The 14,614-nt window shown below is 64.0% G+C and carries 17 protein-coding genes; 9 read left to right on the top strand and 8 right to left on the bottom strand.

The genetic code is table 11. From position 1 onward, the window contains the following. The first annotated feature begins 5 nt into the window (after positions 1–5). The 5 genes from ACMGG8_RS05810 to ACMGG8_RS05790 all read left to right on the top strand — a co-directional run bounded on the left by ACMGG8_RS05810 (position 6) and on the right by ACMGG8_RS05790 (position 3,218). Positions 6–440, top strand: a complete 435-nt coding sequence (locus ACMGG8_RS05810; RefSeq protein WP_060841544.1) for a DUF4426 domain-containing protein — start codon at positions 6–8, stop codon at positions 438–440. After that, positions 437–1,033 carry an RdgB/HAM1 family non-canonical purine NTP pyrophosphatase gene (gene rdgB, locus ACMGG8_RS05805; RefSeq protein WP_060841545.1) on the top strand — a complete coding sequence of 199 codons (597 nt, stop codon included), beginning with the start codon at positions 437–439 and terminating at the stop codon, positions 1,031–1,033. Before ACMGG8_RS05810 ends, rdgB begins: the two co-directional genes overlap by 4 nt. Further along, positions 1,030–2,232, top strand: a complete 1,203-nt coding sequence (hemW, locus tag ACMGG8_RS05800) for a radical SAM family heme chaperone HemW (RefSeq protein WP_108545066.1) — start codon at positions 1,030–1,032, stop codon at positions 2,230–2,232. The genes rdgB and hemW overlap by 4 nt, the downstream gene beginning before the upstream one ends. A 9-nt stretch (positions 2,233–2,241) precedes the next feature. After that, the gene (locus ACMGG8_RS05795) at positions 2,242–2,565 is read left to right on the top strand and encodes a DUF3392 domain-containing protein (RefSeq protein ID WP_011064021.1); all 324 of its coding nucleotides are present in this window, start codon (positions 2,242–2,244) and stop codon (positions 2,563–2,565) included. 104 nt (positions 2,566–2,669) lie between these two features. Beyond that, positions 2,670–3,218, top strand: a complete 549-nt coding sequence (locus tag ACMGG8_RS05790; RefSeq protein ID WP_108545065.1) for an RNA 2'-phosphotransferase — start codon at positions 2,670–2,672, stop codon at positions 3,216–3,218. A 90-nt stretch (positions 3,219–3,308) separates the two neighbouring features. On the opposite strand, the gene trmB is transcribed toward ACMGG8_RS05790, so the two are convergent. The 4 genes from trmB to ACMGG8_RS05770 form a co-directional block, all read right to left on the bottom strand. Next, on the bottom strand, positions 3,309–4,034 hold the full coding sequence (gene trmB / locus ACMGG8_RS05785) for a tRNA (guanosine(46)-N7)-methyltransferase TrmB (RefSeq protein WP_016967620.1): 726 nt from the start codon (positions 4,032–4,034) through the stop codon (positions 3,309–3,311). Between the two features lie 9 nt (positions 4,035–4,043). Then, positions 4,044–4,838, bottom strand: a complete 795-nt coding sequence (locus ACMGG8_RS05780; protein WP_011064024.1) for a thiazole synthase — start codon at positions 4,836–4,838, stop codon at positions 4,044–4,046. A gap of 162 nt (positions 4,839–5,000) precedes the next feature. Then, positions 5,001–5,201, bottom strand: coding sequence for a sulfur carrier protein ThiS (thiS, locus tag ACMGG8_RS05775; RefSeq protein ID WP_060844880.1), 201 nt, complete (start codon positions 5,199–5,201; stop codon positions 5,001–5,003). Between the two features lie 71 nt (positions 5,202–5,272). Continuing rightward, positions 5,273–5,653, bottom strand: coding sequence for a DUF423 domain-containing protein (locus ACMGG8_RS05770; protein WP_060841548.1), 381 nt, complete (start codon positions 5,651–5,653; stop codon positions 5,273–5,275). Positions 5,654–5,727: 74 nt separating this feature from the next. Between ACMGG8_RS05770 and mtgA the strand changes: the two genes are divergently transcribed. Continuing rightward, complete coding sequence (gene mtgA, locus ACMGG8_RS05765; RefSeq protein WP_060841549.1) at positions 5,728–6,450, top strand: monofunctional biosynthetic peptidoglycan transglycosylase; 723 nt, start codon at positions 5,728–5,730, stop codon at positions 6,448–6,450. 146 nt (positions 6,451–6,596) lie between these two features. Here mtgA and rpoH read toward each other — a convergent pair whose 3' ends face one another. The 4 genes from rpoH to ftsY form a co-directional block, all read right to left on the bottom strand. Beyond that, positions 6,597–7,451 carry an RNA polymerase sigma factor RpoH gene (gene rpoH, locus ACMGG8_RS05760; RefSeq protein ID WP_016967616.1) on the bottom strand — a complete coding sequence of 285 codons (855 nt, stop codon included), beginning with the start codon at positions 7,449–7,451 and terminating at the stop codon, positions 6,597–6,599. A gap of 113 nt (positions 7,452–7,564) precedes the next feature. Next, positions 7,565–8,587 carry a permease-like cell division protein FtsX gene (ftsX, locus tag ACMGG8_RS05755; RefSeq protein WP_016967615.1) on the bottom strand — a complete coding sequence of 341 codons (1,023 nt, stop codon included), beginning with the start codon at positions 8,585–8,587 and terminating at the stop codon, positions 7,565–7,567. Then, entirely contained in the window at positions 8,584–9,255 is a 672-nt protein-coding gene (ftsE, locus tag ACMGG8_RS05750; RefSeq protein ID WP_060841550.1) for a cell division ATP-binding protein FtsE, read from the bottom strand. Before ftsE ends, ftsX begins: the two co-directional genes overlap by 4 nt. Continuing rightward, a complete protein-coding gene (ftsY, locus tag ACMGG8_RS05745) occupies positions 9,252–10,784 on the bottom strand; it encodes a signal recognition particle-docking protein FtsY (protein WP_414159295.1) in 1,533 nt (510 codons plus the stop codon). The genes ftsE and ftsY overlap by 4 nt, the downstream gene beginning before the upstream one ends. Before the next feature lie 355 nt (positions 10,785–11,139). Here ftsY and ACMGG8_RS05740 point away from each other — a divergent pair, with 355 nt between their 5' ends. The 3 genes from ACMGG8_RS05740 to rsmD are packed head-to-tail and all read left to right on the top strand — an operon-like array spanning position 11,140 to position 14,598. After that, on the top strand, positions 11,140–12,495 hold the full coding sequence (locus tag ACMGG8_RS05740) for a M16 family metallopeptidase (protein ID WP_060844882.1): 1,356 nt from the start codon (positions 11,140–11,142) through the stop codon (positions 12,493–12,495). Continuing rightward, a complete protein-coding gene (locus ACMGG8_RS05735) occupies positions 12,488–13,978 on the top strand; it encodes a M16 family metallopeptidase (protein ID WP_414159294.1) in 1,491 nt (496 codons plus the stop codon). Before ACMGG8_RS05740 ends, ACMGG8_RS05735 begins: the two co-directional genes overlap by 8 nt. Further along, complete coding sequence (gene rsmD, locus ACMGG8_RS05730; protein WP_060841554.1) at positions 13,978–14,598, top strand: 16S rRNA (guanine(966)-N(2))-methyltransferase RsmD; 621 nt, start codon at positions 13,978–13,980, stop codon at positions 14,596–14,598. Before ACMGG8_RS05735 ends, rsmD begins: the two co-directional genes overlap by 1 nt. Positions 14,599–14,614: the final 16 nt, after the last annotated feature.

Here is a 14,614-nt window from a genome sequence, read left to right as displayed (position 1 = left end):
CCATCATGGGACGTCTGGTGACATTTCTATTGGCTGCCTGCCTGAGCTTCAGTGCCCTGGCGGCAGACCCGATCAAGAGCGAGCGCAAGGAGGTGTTCGGTGACATCACCGTGCACTACAACACCTTCAACTCCACCTACCTGCAACCTGACGTCGCCAGGGCCGCGGAGCTGGTTCGTAGCAAGAATCAGGGCGTGATCAACGTTTCGCTGATCAAGGACGGCAAGCCGCTGGTCGGCCAGGTCAGCGGTACGGTCAAGGACCTGACCAGCAAGAGCATCCCGCTGAAATTCCGCCAGATCACCGAACAGGGCGCGATCTACTACATCGCCCAGTTCCCGGTGGAACAGCAGGAAACCCGTACCTTCACCATCACCGTGCAAACGGGTGGCGATACCAACAGCTTCAGCTTCAACCAAGAGCTATTCCCGGGCGAATAATGAACCTTACGCAACTCGTACTGGCCAGCCACAACGCCGGCAAACTCAAAGAACTCCAGGCCATGCTCGGCGCCTCGGTGCAACTGCGCTCGATCGGCGAGTTCAGCAGCGTCGAGCCCGAGGAAACCGGCCTGTCGTTCGTCGAAAACGCCATCCTCAAGGCACGCAACGCTGCGCGCATTTCCGGCTTGCCGGCACTGGCGGATGATTCCGGCCTGGCGGTGGACTTCCTCGGCGGCGCGCCGGGCATCTACTCGGCACGCTATGCCGACGGCCAGGGCGACGCGGCGAACAACGCCAAGTTGCTGGACGCCCTGAAGGACGTGCCCGAAGCCCAGCGCGGCGCGCAGTTCGTCTGCGTCCTGGCCCTGGTGCGGCACGCCGACGATCCATTGCCGATCCTCTGCGAAGGCCTGTGGCACGGGCGCATCCTCACGGCTGCCAGCGGCGAGCACGGCTTCGGCTACGACCCGCTGTTCTGGGTGCCGGAACGTGACTGCTCCAGCGCCGAGCTGGGACCGGTGGAGAAAAACCAGCTCAGCCACCGCGCTCGCGCCATGGCCATTTTGCGGCAACGCCTGGGCCTGCAATGAGTCATGACCCTTCCGCGTCGCCGCTGATTCTCGGCGGCGCGCCAACGCCTCGGGCGGCGCTGCCCCAGTTGCCGCCCCTGGCGCTGTACATCCACATCCCGTGGTGTGTACGCAAATGCCCCTATTGCGATTTCAACTCCCACGCCGCCAGCCCGACGCTGCCGGAAGAAGAGTACGTCGACGCCCTGCTGGCCGACCTCGATCTGGAGCTGCACGCGGTCTATGGCCGCGAGCTGAGTTCGATCTTCTTCGGCGGCGGCACCCCGAGCCTGTTCAGCGCCCAGGCCCTGGGCCGGCTGCTCAAGGGCGTGGAACAGCGCATCCCCTTCGCCGGCGATATCGAGATCACCCTGGAAGCCAATCCCGGGACCTTCGAGCAGGAGAAGTTCACCGCCTACCGCGCCCTGGGGATCAACCGCCTGTCCATCGGTATCCAGAGCTTCCAGGAACAGAAGCTCAAGGCCCTGGGCCGCATCCACAACGGTGACGAAGCGGTACGGGCCGCCGGCATGGCGCGCCAGGCCGGGTTCGACAACTTCAACCTGGACCTGATGCACGGCTTGCCGGACCAGTCCCTGGACGATGCCTTGGACGACCTGCGCCAGGCCATTGCGATGAAGCCGACCCACCTGTCCTGGTATCAGCTGACCCTGGAGCCCAACACGGTGTTCTGGAACCAGCCGCCGGTGCTGCCGGAAGACGACACCCTGTGGGATATCCAGGAAGCCGGCCAGGTCCTGCTGGCCGAGCATGGCTACGCCCAGTACGAAGTGTCGGCCTATGCCCAGCCCGGCCGCGCGGCGCGGCACAACCTGAACTACTGGAGCTTTGGCGACTTCATCGGCATCGGCGCCGGGGCCCACGGCAAGCTCAGCCATCCGGACGGGCGTATCCAGCGCACTTGGAAGACCCGCCTGCCCAAGGACTACCTGAACCCGGCCAAGCCGTTCAAGGCCGGCGAGAAGACCCTGGGCAACGACGAGCTGCCGTTCGAGTTCCTGATGAACGCCCTGCGCCTCACCGACGGCGTCGACGCCGCGCTGTTCGCCCAGCGCACCGGCCTGGACCTGGCCAGCCTGGCCGAAGGCCGGCGCCAGGCCGAACAAAGCGGCTTGTTGCAGGTCGAACCGTCACGCCTGGCGGCTACGGCCCGCGGGCAACTCTTCCTCAATGACCTGCTGCAATACTTTCTGATCTAAGGAAATCACATGGATCTGGTACTCGACCTGCTTGCCACCGTGTCCCGCTGGAGTCGCAGCAACCTCTCGGAAATCGCCCTGGCATTGGTGGGCTGCCTGCTGGTGCTGTTCGGCGCGGACATCAAGGGCTGGGTCGAGCAACGCCTGGGCGGCATCGCCGGCGCCCTGCGCGTGCCGCTGATGGCCCTGCTGTGCATGGTCGGCAGCGGCCTGGCGCTGATCTACGCCACGCCGTGGATCGTCCGCGGCCTGAGCCAGTTCAACAACTACAGCCTGGCGCCGGTGCTGCTGGTGGTGCTGGTGCTGATTGGCGTAGTCGCTGATCGTCGCTGACCTGTCGCCCCCCTTCGCCGGCAAGCCGGCTCCTACAGCCCCCCGTAGGAGGCGGCTTGCCGGCGAACGCAATCCAACGGCTGCCCCCGTTATCAAGGAAGAACATGAGCAAGAAAGTTATCGAGGACACCAGCAAATTCCTCAGCTACGTGCTGCGCCACGAGCCCCAGGCCATCGGCCTGGAACTGGATAGTGAAGGCTGGGGCGATATCGAAGCGCTGATCAGCGGCGCCGCCAAGGGCGGCCGGCAACTGAGCCGGGAACTGATCGAGCGAGTCGTCGAAGGTAATGACAAGAAGCGCTTCGCCCTCTCGGCTGACGGCCAGCGGATTCGTGCCGTTCAGGGGCATTCCAACAAGACCGTGCAATTGCAGCTTGAGGCAAAGCAACCGCCCGCCGTGCTCTACCACGGCACCGCCACGCGCTTCATGGATTCGATCAATGAGAAGGGGCTGATCCCTGGTTCACGGCATCACGTGCACCTGTCCCAGGAGATCGACACCGCCAAGGCCGTGGGCCAGCGCTATGGCAAGGTGGTGATCCTGCAGATCGACGCCCAGGCCATGCAGGCCCAAGGCTTCAGTTTCTATCAGGCCGAGAATGGGGTGTGGCTGACCGACCAGGTGCCGGTCAGTTTCATCCTAGCCCTGTAGGAGCCAGCTTGCTGGCGAAGACGTCCTTGCCGGCCTCTTCGCTGGCAAGCGGAACACCGCCCGGCCAGCTCCTACAACAGCGAGTCCGGCTCAGTCGATTTTTTCGAACTTCAGATCCCACACGCCATGCCCCAGGCGCTCGCCACGACGCTCGAACTTGGTGATCGGGCGCTCGGCCGGGCGCGGCACGCACTTGCCGTCTTCGGCCAGGTTGCGATAACCCGGGGCGACGTTCATCACTTCCAGCATGTATTCGGCATAGGGCTCCCAGTCGGTGGCCATGTGCAGAATACCGCCGACCTTGAGCTTGCTGCGCACCAGCTCGGCGAAGGAGGCCTGGACGATGCGGCGCTTGTGGTGCCGGCTCTTGTGCCATGGATCGGGGAAGAACAGCATCAGCCGGTCCAGGCTGTTGTCGGCGATGCAGCGGTTGAGCACTTCAATCGCGTCGCAATCGTAGACCCGCAGGTTGGTCAGGCCCTGGGTCAGCACGCCATTGAGCAGCGCGCCGACACCCGGACGGTGAACTTCCACGCCGATGAAATCCTGCTCCGGGGCCGCCGCGGCCATTTCCAGCAGCGAGTGGCCCATGCCGAAGCCGATTTCCAGGGAGCGCGGCGCCGAGCGGCCGAACACCTGGTCGTAGTCCACCGGGGCGTCAGCCAGGGGCAGCACGTACAGCGGTGCGCCCTGGTCCAGACCGCGCTGCTGGCCTTCGGTCATGCGCCCGGCGCGCATCACGAAACTCTTGATGCGGCGGTGTTGGCGCTCGTCGCCGGCTTCCGGCTGGATTGGCGTGTCGTTTGATTCAGTCATCAATGGCTCTTACTTGATCAGACCATCCAGCGGCGAAGAGGCGCTGGCATAGAGTTTCTTCGGCATGCGACCGGCGAGGTACGCCAGGCGGCCCGCAACAATCGCGTGTTTCATGGCTTCGGCCATCATGACCGGCTGCTGCGCGTGGGCGATGGCCGAGTTCATCAGCACCGCTTCACAGCCCAGCTCCATGGCGATGGTGGCATCGGAAGCGGTGCCGACACCGGCATCCACCAGCACCGGAACCTTGGCTTCTTCAAGAATGATCTGCAGGTTGTACGGGTTGCAGATCCCCAGCCCGGTGCCGATCAGTCCGGCCAGCGGCATCACCGCGATGCAGCCCATTTCCGCCAGCTGGCGGGCGATGATCGGGTCGTCGCTGGTGTAGACCATGACGTCGAACCCTTCCTTGACCAGCACTTCGGCGGCCTTGAGGGTTTCCAGCACGTTGGGGAACAGGGTCTTCTGGTCCGCCAGGACTTCCAGCTTCACCAGGTTGTGGCCATCGAGCAGCTCACGGGCCAGACGGCAGGTGCGCACCGCTTCCACCGCGTCATAGCATCCGGCGGTGTTGGGCAGGATGGTGTAGCGATCCGGCGGCAGGATATCCAGCAGGTTCGGTTCGCCCGGGTTCTGGCCGATATTGGTCCGGCGCACGGCGACGGTGACGATCTCGGCACCCGAGGCCTCGATGGCCAGGCGGGTTTCTTCCATGTCGCGGTACTTGCCGGTACCTACCAGCAAACGCGACTGGTACGTCCGACCGGCCAGGACGAAAGGCTTGTCACTACGAACGTTGCTCATCGGAAATCCTCTGTTGGGGTGAGGTTCTTGCAGAATTCTGTATCAGGCCCGGGGCGCTGCTGACCCAGGCTCCGGGGCCGCTGAACGCAGTCGTCCATGAGAGGGCCCGGCGGCGGGCCTGGGCGCTGCGCAGGGGAGCGCCAGCGCTGTCGAGGCCAGCGGCTAGCCGCCGCCGATGGCGTGGACCACTTCCACCTGATCGCCCTCGCTGAGGGCCGTCTCGGCGTGCTGGCTGCGCGGAACGATATCCAGATTGAGTTCCACCGCGATCCGCCGGCCGCTCAATTGCAGCTGGCTCAGCAGGGCCGCAACGGTCGAGCCGTCGGGCAGTTCAAAGGATTCACCGTTCAACTGAATGCGCATGCTCGAAGCCGCCATCATTTTTAGGGGCCAGCATTCTAGCCCGATCGTGACCCAAAGGTCAGCTACAAGCGTCAGCCGGCGACTTGCAGGCGCCAGGCGGCGAGCCCCAGCAGCAACCAGCCGACAAGGAAGGCCAGACCGCCGAAGGGGGTGATGATGCCCAGCTTGCCGATGCCGCTCAGGGTCAACAGATACAGGCTGCCGGAGAACAGCAGGATGCCCAGGGTGAACGCGGCGCCAGCCCAGGTCACCAGCCGCCCGGGAACATGGGCCGCCAGCAAGGCGACGCCGAACAGGGCCAGGGTGTGCACCAGCTGGTAGGTCACGCCTGTATGAAAAATCGCCAGGTATTCCGTGCTCAGGCGGTTTTTCAGGCCGTGGGCGGCGAAGGCGCCGAGGGCAACCCCGGTAAAACCGAAGAAGGCGGCCAGCATCAGGAAGCCACGCAGCATGAGGAACTCCAGTCAGATTCAGGGCAAAGGGTCTGTATAATGGCGCGCTCAACGGGTTCGGCCAAGCCATCTCTATGCTGCGTTATCTGTTTCGTCGCCTTGTAAAAGCCTTGATGTGGTTCCTGGTCGGCAGCGTGCTGCTGGTGCTGCTGTTTCGCTTCGTGCCGCCACCGGGCACCGCCCTGATGGTGGAACGCAAGATCGAATCCTGGATCGACAACGACCCCATCGACCTGCAGCGCACCTGGAAACCCTGGGACGACATCTCCGACAACCTCAAGGTGGCGGTAATCGCCAGCGAGGATCAGAAATTCCCCGATCACTGGGGCTTCGATATCGATGCGATCCAGGCGGCCCTGGCCCACAACGAACGTGGCGGCTCGATCCGCGGTGCCAGCACCCTGAGCCAGCAAGTGTCGAAGAACCTGTTCCTGTGGTCCGGCCGCAGCTACCTGCGCAAGGGCCTGGAAGCCTGGTTCACTGCCCTGATCGAGGTGCTCTGGCCCAAGCAGCGGATTCTCGAGGTCTACCTCAACAGCGCCGAGTGGGATGAAGGGGTGTTCGGCGCCGAGGCCGCCGCACGCCATCATTTCGGCGTCAGCGCGGCCAATCTGTCGCGCCAGCAGGCCAGCCTGCTGGCCGCGGTGCTGCCCAATCCACGGGTGTTGAGCGCTGCGCGACCCAGTACATATGTGCTGCAGCGGGCCGGCTGGGTTCGGCGGCAGATGAGCCTGCTCGGTGGCGCCGATTATCTGAATCGATTGAACGAGTCGCGCAAGGCGCCCTGGGCGGAGTAATCCGCATTCGGCCTAGCGCCTGCCCTGCCTGAGCCTGTTCGAGAGGGACGTTGGGCCAGGGTTTCGCCGCCAAGCCGGCGCCTGCGACAGCCGCACAAACAAAAACGCCCCGATCATCTCGGGGCGTTTTGCATGACGCTGCAGACTTAAGCGGCGATGGACAGCTTCAGCTTGTTCATCGCGCTCTTTTCCAGCTGGCGGATACGCTCGGCGGAAACGTTGTACTTCTGCGCCAGGTCGTGCAGCGTGGCTTTTTCTTCGGCCAGCCAGCGCTGGTAGAGAATGTCGCGGCTGCGTTCGTCCAGCACTTCCAGCGCTTCGTGCAGGTTGTGGGTGGAGTTGTCGCTCCAATCGGCGTCTTCCAGTTGCAGGGCCGGATCGTAGCGATGGTCTTCCAGGTAATTGGCCGGCGATTGGAAAGCGCTGTCGTCATCCGCTTCAGCCGCTGGATCGAAGGCCATGTCCTGGCCGGTCAGCCGGCTTTCCATCTCGCGCACTTCACGGGGCTCGACGCCCAGGCTTTCCGCCACACGGTGCACTTCTTCGTTGTTCAGCCAGGCCAGGCGCTTCTTCTGGCTGCGCAGGTTGAAGAACAGCTTGCGCTGAGCCTTGGTGGTCGCGACTTTGACAATCCGCCAGTTACGCAGGATGAACTCGTGAATCTCCGCCTTGATCCAGTGCACGGCAAAGGACACCAGGCGCACGCCCATTTCCGGGTTGAAGCGCTTCACGGCTTTCATCAGGCCAACGTTGCCTTCCTGGATCAGGTCGGCCTGGGCCAGCCCGTAGCCGGAATAGCTGCGGGCGATATGTACGACAAAACGCAGGTGGGCGAGCACCATCTGCCGAGCCGCCTCAAGATCCTGCTCATAGTAGAGACTCTCGGCCAGTTCACGCTCCTGCTCGGGCGTCAGCAATGGAATGCTGTTCACCGTGTGCACATAGGCCTCCAGGTTTGCGCCTGGAACCAATGCGTAAGCAGGTTGCAAAGAAGTGGTCATACGAAAAAACCTCCGACTCACATAACTCGTGCAGTTCAGCACTGCGAAAATTGACCGGAAACCGCGAAACAAGTTCCCAAATATTCAGAAAGGTCAATACAAGCAAAAAGACATTACTTCGGTGCCAGCTCCCTCAGGTGGCGGGCCACCGCAATCCACGCACCGATATAACCCAACAGCACCGCCCCAAGCAAGAGCGACAGACCATCGGCAACCGGTACTCCTGCAAGGGCAAAATCACTGCCATACAGGCCGGCCAGACCGACCACCGCGTCGTTCAACCAGTCCAGGCCGAACGCCAGTACCCCCCAGGACAGAATCCCCGCACCGAAGCCATACAGCGCGCCCATATAAAGGAAGGGACGTCGTACATAGCTGTCCGTGCCGCCGACGAGTTTAATCACTTCTATCTCGGTGCGGCGGTTTTCAATATGAAGACGAATGGTATTGCCTATCACCAAAAGTAATGCAGAAACCAACAGCACCGTCAGACCGAAGACAAAACGGTCCCCCAGCTTGAGGATCGCCGCCAGTCGCTCGACCCAGACCAGGTCCAGCTGCGCCAGTTGCACCTTGGGCATGTCCGCCAAACGCTGGCGCAAGGCTTCAAGCGTAGCCTTGTCCACCTCGTTCGGCGTCACCAGCACCACACCCGGCAACGGGTTGTGCGGCAACTCGCGCAAGGCCTCCCCCAGCCCGGACTGCTGCTGGAACTCTTCCAGGGCCTTTTCCTTGCTGATGAACTCGGCATCCGCGACCCCGGGCAGGCCCTTGATCTCGGTACTGAGTTTCTCGCCCTCGGCCGCCGAGGCGCCCAGCTCCAGGTACAGCGAAATCTGCGCCGCACGCTGCCAGGAACCGCCCAGGCGCTCGACGTTGTTGAGCAACAGCGACAGGCCCATGGGCAGGCTCAGGGCCACGGCCATCACCAGGCAGGTAAAGAAGCTGCCGATGGGCTGCTTGCCCAGGCGCCGCAGGCTGTCCAGCAGGCTGGCACGATGGCTTTCGATCCAGGCGTGCAGCAGGGTGGCGAAATCCGGACCGTCGTCCTCGTCGCGTTTTTTCTTCGGCGGCGGCGCCTCGGAGGCCTTGGGCGCCACGCGCTCCGCCACTTTAGGGGTACGTGTTGCACTCATACGCCGGCCTCCCCATCACCGATCAGTCGGCCGCGCTGCAGGGTCAGCATGCGGTGACGCATGCGCGCGATCAGCGCCAGGTCGTGACTGGCGATCAGCACGCTGGTGCCCAGGCGGTTGATATCTTCGAACACGCCCATGATTTCCGCCGCAAGACGCGGGTCGAGGTTACCGGTGGGCTCGTCCGCCAGCAGCAAGGCTGGACGGTGGACGATGGCCCGGGCGATGCCCACGCGCTGTTGCTGGCCGGTGGACAGATCGCCGGGGTACAGGTCGGCCTTGTCCGACAGCGCCACGCGCTCCAGGGCCGAGTCCACCCGCTTGGCGATTTCCGCCTTGGACAGCCCAAGAATCTGCAGCGGCAGCGCGACGTTATTGAACACCGTGCGATCGAACAACAGCTGGTGGTTCTGGAACACCACGCCGATCTGGCGCCGCAGGAAAGGGATCTGCGCATTGCTGATCTGCCCCAGATCCTGGCCGGCCAGCAGCAGCTTGCCCGACGTCGGACGCTCCATGGCCAGCAGCAGGCGCAGCAAGGTGCTCTTACCGGCGCCGGAGTGGCCGGTGACAAACAGGAATTCGCCACGACGGACGCGAAAGCTCAGCTCATGCAGGCCAACGTGGCCGTTGGGATAGCGCTTACCGACCTGTTCGAAACGAATCATGAACGCTCCCGCTCGGCAAACAGTGCCTGGACAAAGGGTTCGGCTTCAAAGGTACGCAGGTCATCGATGCCTTCACCGACCCCGATATAACGGATCGGCAGACCGAACTGCTTGGCCAGGGCGAAGATCACCCCGCCCTTGGCAGTGCCATCGAGCTTGGTCAGGGCCAGGCCGGTCAGTTCCACGGTCTGGTTGAATTGCTTGGCCTGGTTGATGGCGTTCTGGCCAGTACCGGCGTCCAGCACCAGCAGCACCTCGTGGGGCGCGTCGGCATCCAGTTTGCCGATTACCCGACGGACTTTCTTCAGCTCTTCCATCAGGTTGTCTTTGGTGTGCAGGCGCCCTGCCGTGTCAGCGATCAGCACGTCAATGCCACGGGCCTTGGCCGCCTGCACCGCATCGAAGATCACCGAGGCGGAATCGGCACCGGTGTGCTGGGCGATCACCGGGATCTTGTTGCGCTCACCCCAAACCTGCAGTTGCTCCACCGCTGCGGCGCGGAAGGTGTCGCCGGCCGCCAGCATGACTTTCTTGCCTTCCAGCTGCAGCTTCTTCGCCAGCTTGCCGATGGTGGTGGTCTTGCCTGCACCGTTGACGCCCACCACCAGGATCACGAAAGGCTTGTTCTGGGCGACGATTTTCAGCGGCTGCTCCACCGGCTTGAGCATGCTGGTGAGTTCGGCCTGCAACGAAGCGTAGAGCGCGTCGGAATCGGTGAGCTGCTTGCGCGCCACCTTCTGGGTCAGGTTCTGGATGATCACCGACGTGGCTTCGACCCCGACGTCGGCGGTCAGCAAACGGGTTTCCAGGTCTTCCAGCAACTCGTCATCGATGGCCTTCTTGCCCAGGAACAGGCTGGCCATGCCTTCGCCGATACTGGCGCTGGTCTTGGACAGGCCCTGCTTCAAACGGGCGAAGAAACCGACCTTGTTCTCTTCAGCAGGACGGACCGGCTCGACCACAGGCTCCGCCACCTGGACAACCGGCTCGGCAACAGGAGCAGGAGCAGGAGCAGGAGCAGGAGCAGGAGCAGGAGCAGGAGCAGGAGCAGGAGCGACAGGCTCGGGGGCGACCGGGGTCGGGGCCAGCGGAGCCTGCACCTCGATCACCGGGGCCGGCGCGACAACCGCCTCGACAACCGGCTCGGGCGCCGCGCTCAAGGCCGGGATCGGCGGCGTGACATGTTCTGCCTGCGTATCCTCCACCAGGGCCACCGGCTCTTCCGCTACCGGCAGCGTCAGCCAGGGCTTGTGCTCCGGGCTCGGAGTCAGGGGCAGCTCGGGGGCGACGGCCGCTACCGGCTCAGCCTCGACCCGGGGTTGCAGCACCGGCTCGCCGGTCGACAGCACCACCGGCTCGCTCGGGGCTACGCTGGGGGCGGTTTCAATGGCCGGAGCCGGCGCTGGCTCGACAGGCACTTGCGGCTGTTCGACGACGGGTTCCTGCGGCTTTTTGCGCAGCCATCCGAACAGGCCTTTCTTCTCGCCAGCCGCGGCTGGGGTCTTTTTGTCGTCGTTGGAACCAAACATGGAGACGGCTATCTCAAGGTAGCGATGCGCCACTGGGCGCCTCGGTAAATAAATATTCGATGCAGAACAGACTGTGTTTATTCCAGCTTGTTCACGCGCAACATGTTGTCGAAATGCCCAAAAGCACTTCAAGGATCGATTTTACTAAAGGACTGGAACGGCAAAATCGGCGAAAAGTCGCAGTTTAGCTGACAAATCAAGGCTTATTGCCGGTAACTCATACAACCTGCTCAAGTACCTGCTGATCCGCGAAGACCTGATAGGCGTGGCCGCCAGTAAAACGGATCAGTATCCTAGCACCTCCTCGCCCGCACAGGCTAAGACCAAGCGGGCAGCCCAACAGGTTTAAAAACGAATGAATGCTCTAGCCCGCCGCGCCGCAGGCCTGCTGCTCAGCACAGTTTGTCTGCCCCTTGCAGCCCTGGCTGCCGACCCGCAACCCACCCACGAATTCACCCTCGACAACGGCCTCAAGGTCGTGGTCCGCGAAGATCATCGCGCGCCGGTGGTGGTGTCCCAGGTCTGGTACAAGGTCGGCTCCAGCTACGAAACCCCGGGCCAGACCGGTTTGTCCCACGCCTTGGAACACATGATGTTCAAGGGCAGCGAGAAGGTCGGCCCCGGCGAGGCCTCGTTGATCCTGCGGGACCTGGGCGCCGAAGAGAACGCCTTCACCAGCGACGATTTCACCGCCTATTACCAGGTCCTGGCCCGCGACCGCCTGGGCGTGGCCCTGGAGCTGGAAGCCGATCGCATGGCCAGCCTGCGCCTGCCGGCCGACGAGTTCGCCCGCGAGATCGAAGTGATCAAGGAAGAACGCCGCCTGCGTACCGACGACAAGCCGCTGTCCAAGGCCTACGAGCGCTTCAAGGCCATGGCCTACCCGGCCAGCGGCTACCACACGCCGACCATCGGCTGGATGGCCGACCTGAACCGGATGAAGGTCGAGGAACTGCGCCACTGGTACCAGGCCTGGTACGTGCCGAACAACGCCACCCTGGTGGTGGTCGGCGACGTCACCCCCGACGAAGTGAAGACCCTGGCCCAGCGTTACTTCGGCGCCATCCCCAAGCGTGACGTGCCACCGGCGAAGATCCCCATGGAGCTGGCCGAACCCGGCGAGCGCCTGATCACCCTGCACGTGAAGACCCAACTGCCGAGCCTGATGCTGGCCTTCAACGTGCCCAGCATCGCCACCGCCGAGGACCAGCGCTCGGTGCACGCCCTGCGCCTGGCCGCGGCCCTGCTGGACGGCGGCTACAGCGCGCGCATCCCGACCCAGCTGGAGCGCGGCGAAGAGCTGCTGTCCAACGGCTCCACCAGCTACGACGCCTACACCCGGGGCGACAGCCTGTTCATGCTCTCGGCCACCCCCAACAGCCAGAAGAAGAAAACCATCGCCCAGGCCGAAGCCGGGCTGTGGCGCATGCTAGACCAACTCAAGACCACCCCGCCGTCCGCCGAGGAACTGGAGCGGGTGCGGGCCCAAGTGATTGCCGGGCTGGTCTACGAGCGTGACTCCATCACCAGCCAGGCCAGCGCCATCGGCCAGCTGGAAACCGTCGGCCTGTCATGGAAGCTGATGGACACCGAGCTGGCGGAACTGCAAAGCGTGACCCCGGAAGACATCCAGAAGGCCGCCCGCACCTATTTCACCCGGGAGCGTATGAGCGTGGCCCACGTACTGCCTGAGGAGTCCGCTCATGAGTAAGCGCAAGAATGCTTCACCGGTCCTGCTGGGCCTGGCCCTGGTCGCCCTGCTCACCGCCGGTGGCCTGTACCTGTCGCGCTCCGGCGAGAGCAATGCCAGCCAGGCCCTGGACAAGGCCAAGAGCAGCCAGAAGCTGCAATCCCTCGCCGAGCTGGATGGCAAGGCCCCCAGCCATCGCAACCTCAATGTGCAGACCTGGAACACCGCCGAAGGCGCCAAGGTGCTGTTCGTCGAAGCCCGCGAGCTGCCGATGTTCGACATGCGCCTGATCTTCGCCGCCGGCAGCAGCCAGGACGGCGCCACCTCCGGCCTGGCCCTGCTGACCAACGCCATGCTCAACGAAGGCGTGCCCGGCAAGGATGTAGGCGCCATCGCCCGGGGCTTCGAGAGCCTGGGCGCGGATATCGGCAACGGCGCCTACAAGGACATGGCCGTGGTCTCGCTGCGCAGCCTCAGCGCCGTGGATAAACGCGAACCGGCGCTGAAGCTGTTCGCCGAAGTGGTGGGCAAACCGACCTTCCCTGCCGACTCCCTGGCGCGGATCAAGAACCAGCTGCTCGCCGGTTTCGAATACCAGAAGCAGAACCCCGGCAAGCTGGCCAGCCTGGAACTGATGCAGCGCCTGTACGGCACTCATCCCTATGCACACGCCAGCGAAGGCAATGCCAAGAGCGTTCCGGGCATCAGCCTGGCGCAACTGCAGGCCTTCCACGCCAAGGCCTACACCGCCGGCAACGTGGTGATCGCCCTGGTCGGCGACCTCTCGCGCAGCGACGCCGAAGCGATTGCCGCGCAGGTTTCCGCCGCCCTGCCCAAAGGCCCGGCCCTGGCCAAGGTCGAGCAACCCACCGAACCCAAGGCCAGCATCGGCCATATCGAATTCCCGTCGAGCCAGACCAACCTGATGCTGGCGCAGCTGGGCATCGACCGTGACGATCCCGACTACGCCGCCGTATCCCTGGGCAACCAGATCCTCGGCGGCGGTGGTTTCGGCACCCGGCTGATGAGCGAAGTGCGCGAGAAACGCGGCCTGACCTACGGCGTCTACTCCGCCTTCACCCCGATGCAGGCCCGCGGCCCGTTCATGATCAACCTGCAGACCCGCGCGGAAATGAGCGAAGGCACCCTGAAACTGGTGCAGGACGTGTTCGCCGACTACCTGAAGAACGGCCCGACCCAGAAGGAACTGGACGACGCCAAGCGTGAACTGGCCGGCAGCTTCCCGCTGTCCACCGCCAGCAACGCCGATATCGTCGGCCAGTTGGGGGCCATGGGCTTCTACAATCTGCCGTTGAGCTACCTGGAAGACTTCATGCGTCAATCCCAGGAACTGACGGTGGAACAGGTCAAGGCCGCCATGAACAAGCACCTGAGTGTCGACAAGATGGTCATCGTCAGCGCCGGCCCCACCGTCGCGCAAAAGCCGTTGCCGCCCCCCACTGACAAACCCGCCGAGCAGCCGCTCGGGGTTCCGGAGCACTGATGGCCCGTCCAGCCCGTCCCAGCAAGAAACCCGTCCACAACCAGCACAATGGCGTGGGCCAGCTGCGCATCATCGGCGGCGAATGGCGCAGCCGCAAACTGAGCTTTCCCGATCTGCCGGGCCTGCGCCCGACCCCGGACCGGGTGCGCGAAACCCTGTTCAACTGGCTGGCGCCCTATGTCGCCGGGGCCAAGGTCATCGACCTGTTCGCCGGCAGCGGCGCGGTGTTCCTCGAAGCCCTGTCCCGTGGCGCCGCCACGGGCCTGGCCCTGGACAGCAGCAGCGTGGCCATCTCCAGCCTGCGCGAGCACTTGGGCACCCTGCGTTGCACCGTAGGCCAGGCGCAGACCGCCGACGCCCTGCGCTACCTGGAAACCCAGCCGGCGACGCCGTTCGACCTGGCCTTCCTCGACCCGCCGTTCAACCAGAACCTGCTGCCCGCCGCCTGCGCCCTGCTGGAAGAGCGCGGCTGGCTGGCGGACGACGCCTGGATCTACACCGAAAGCGAAACCGCGCCATCAACCCTGGGCCTGCCCGGGCGCTGGCGCCTGCACCGTGAACAAAAATCCGGGCAGGTGTACTACTCGCTGTGGCAACGTATGGCAGACAACGCCGCGTAGCACCCGCCTACGTTCG

It is taken from the genome of Pseudomonas sp. BNK-45, assembly GCF_047456255.1.
In the GTDB taxonomy this organism is placed as follows: Bacteria; Pseudomonadota; Gammaproteobacteria; order Pseudomonadales; family Pseudomonadaceae; genus Aquipseudomonas.
The sequence above is the reverse complement of the archived record's forward strand: the minus strand, read 5'-3'. Positions and strand labels throughout refer to the sequence as shown.

Coding starts and splice junctions, on each gene's coding strand:
- ACMGG8_RS05810 (WP_060841544.1), top strand. CDS start 6: ATGGGACGTCTGGTGACATTTCTATTGGCTGCCTGCCTGAGCTTCAGT.
- hemW (WP_108545066.1), top strand. CDS start 1,030: ATGAGTCATGACCCTTCCGCGTCGCCGCTGATTCTCGGCGGCGCGCCA.
- ACMGG8_RS05795 (WP_011064021.1), top strand. CDS start 2,242: ATGGATCTGGTACTCGACCTGCTTGCCACCGTGTCCCGCTGGAGTCGC.
- ACMGG8_RS05790 (WP_108545065.1), top strand. CDS start 2,670: ATGAGCAAGAAAGTTATCGAGGACACCAGCAAATTCCTCAGCTACGTG.
- trmB (WP_016967620.1), bottom strand. CDS start 4,034: ATGACTGAATCAAACGACACGCCAATCCAGCCGGAAGCCGGCGACGAG.
- ACMGG8_RS05780 (WP_011064024.1), bottom strand. CDS start 4,838: ATGAGCAACGTTCGTAGTGACAAGCCTTTCGTCCTGGCCGGTCGGACG.
- thiS (WP_060844880.1), bottom strand. CDS start 5,201: ATGCGCATTCAGTTGAACGGTGAATCCTTTGAACTGCCCGACGGCTCG.
- ACMGG8_RS05770 (WP_060841548.1), bottom strand. CDS start 5,653: ATGCTGCGTGGCTTCCTGATGCTGGCCGCCTTCTTCGGTTTTACCGGG.
- mtgA (WP_060841549.1), top strand. CDS start 5,728: ATGCTGCGTTATCTGTTTCGTCGCCTTGTAAAAGCCTTGATGTGGTTC.
- rpoH (WP_016967616.1), bottom strand. CDS start 7,451: ATGACCACTTCTTTGCAACCTGCTTACGCATTGGTTCCAGGCGCAAAC.
- ftsX (WP_016967615.1), bottom strand. CDS start 8,587: ATGAGTGCAACACGTACCCCTAAAGTGGCGGAGCGCGTGGCGCCCAAG.
- ftsE (WP_060841550.1), bottom strand. CDS start 9,255: ATGATTCGTTTCGAACAGGTCGGTAAGCGCTATCCCAACGGCCACGTT.
- ftsY (WP_414159295.1), bottom strand. CDS start 10,784: ATGTTTGGTTCCAACGACGACAAAAAGACCCCAGCCGCGGCTGGCGAG.
- ACMGG8_RS05740 (WP_060844882.1), top strand. CDS start 11,140: ATGAATGCTCTAGCCCGCCGCGCCGCAGGCCTGCTGCTCAGCACAGTT.
- ACMGG8_RS05735 (WP_414159294.1), top strand. CDS start 12,488: ATGAGTAAGCGCAAGAATGCTTCACCGGTCCTGCTGGGCCTGGCCCTG.
- rsmD (WP_060841554.1), top strand. CDS start 13,978: ATGGCCCGTCCAGCCCGTCCCAGCAAGAAACCCGTCCACAACCAGCAC.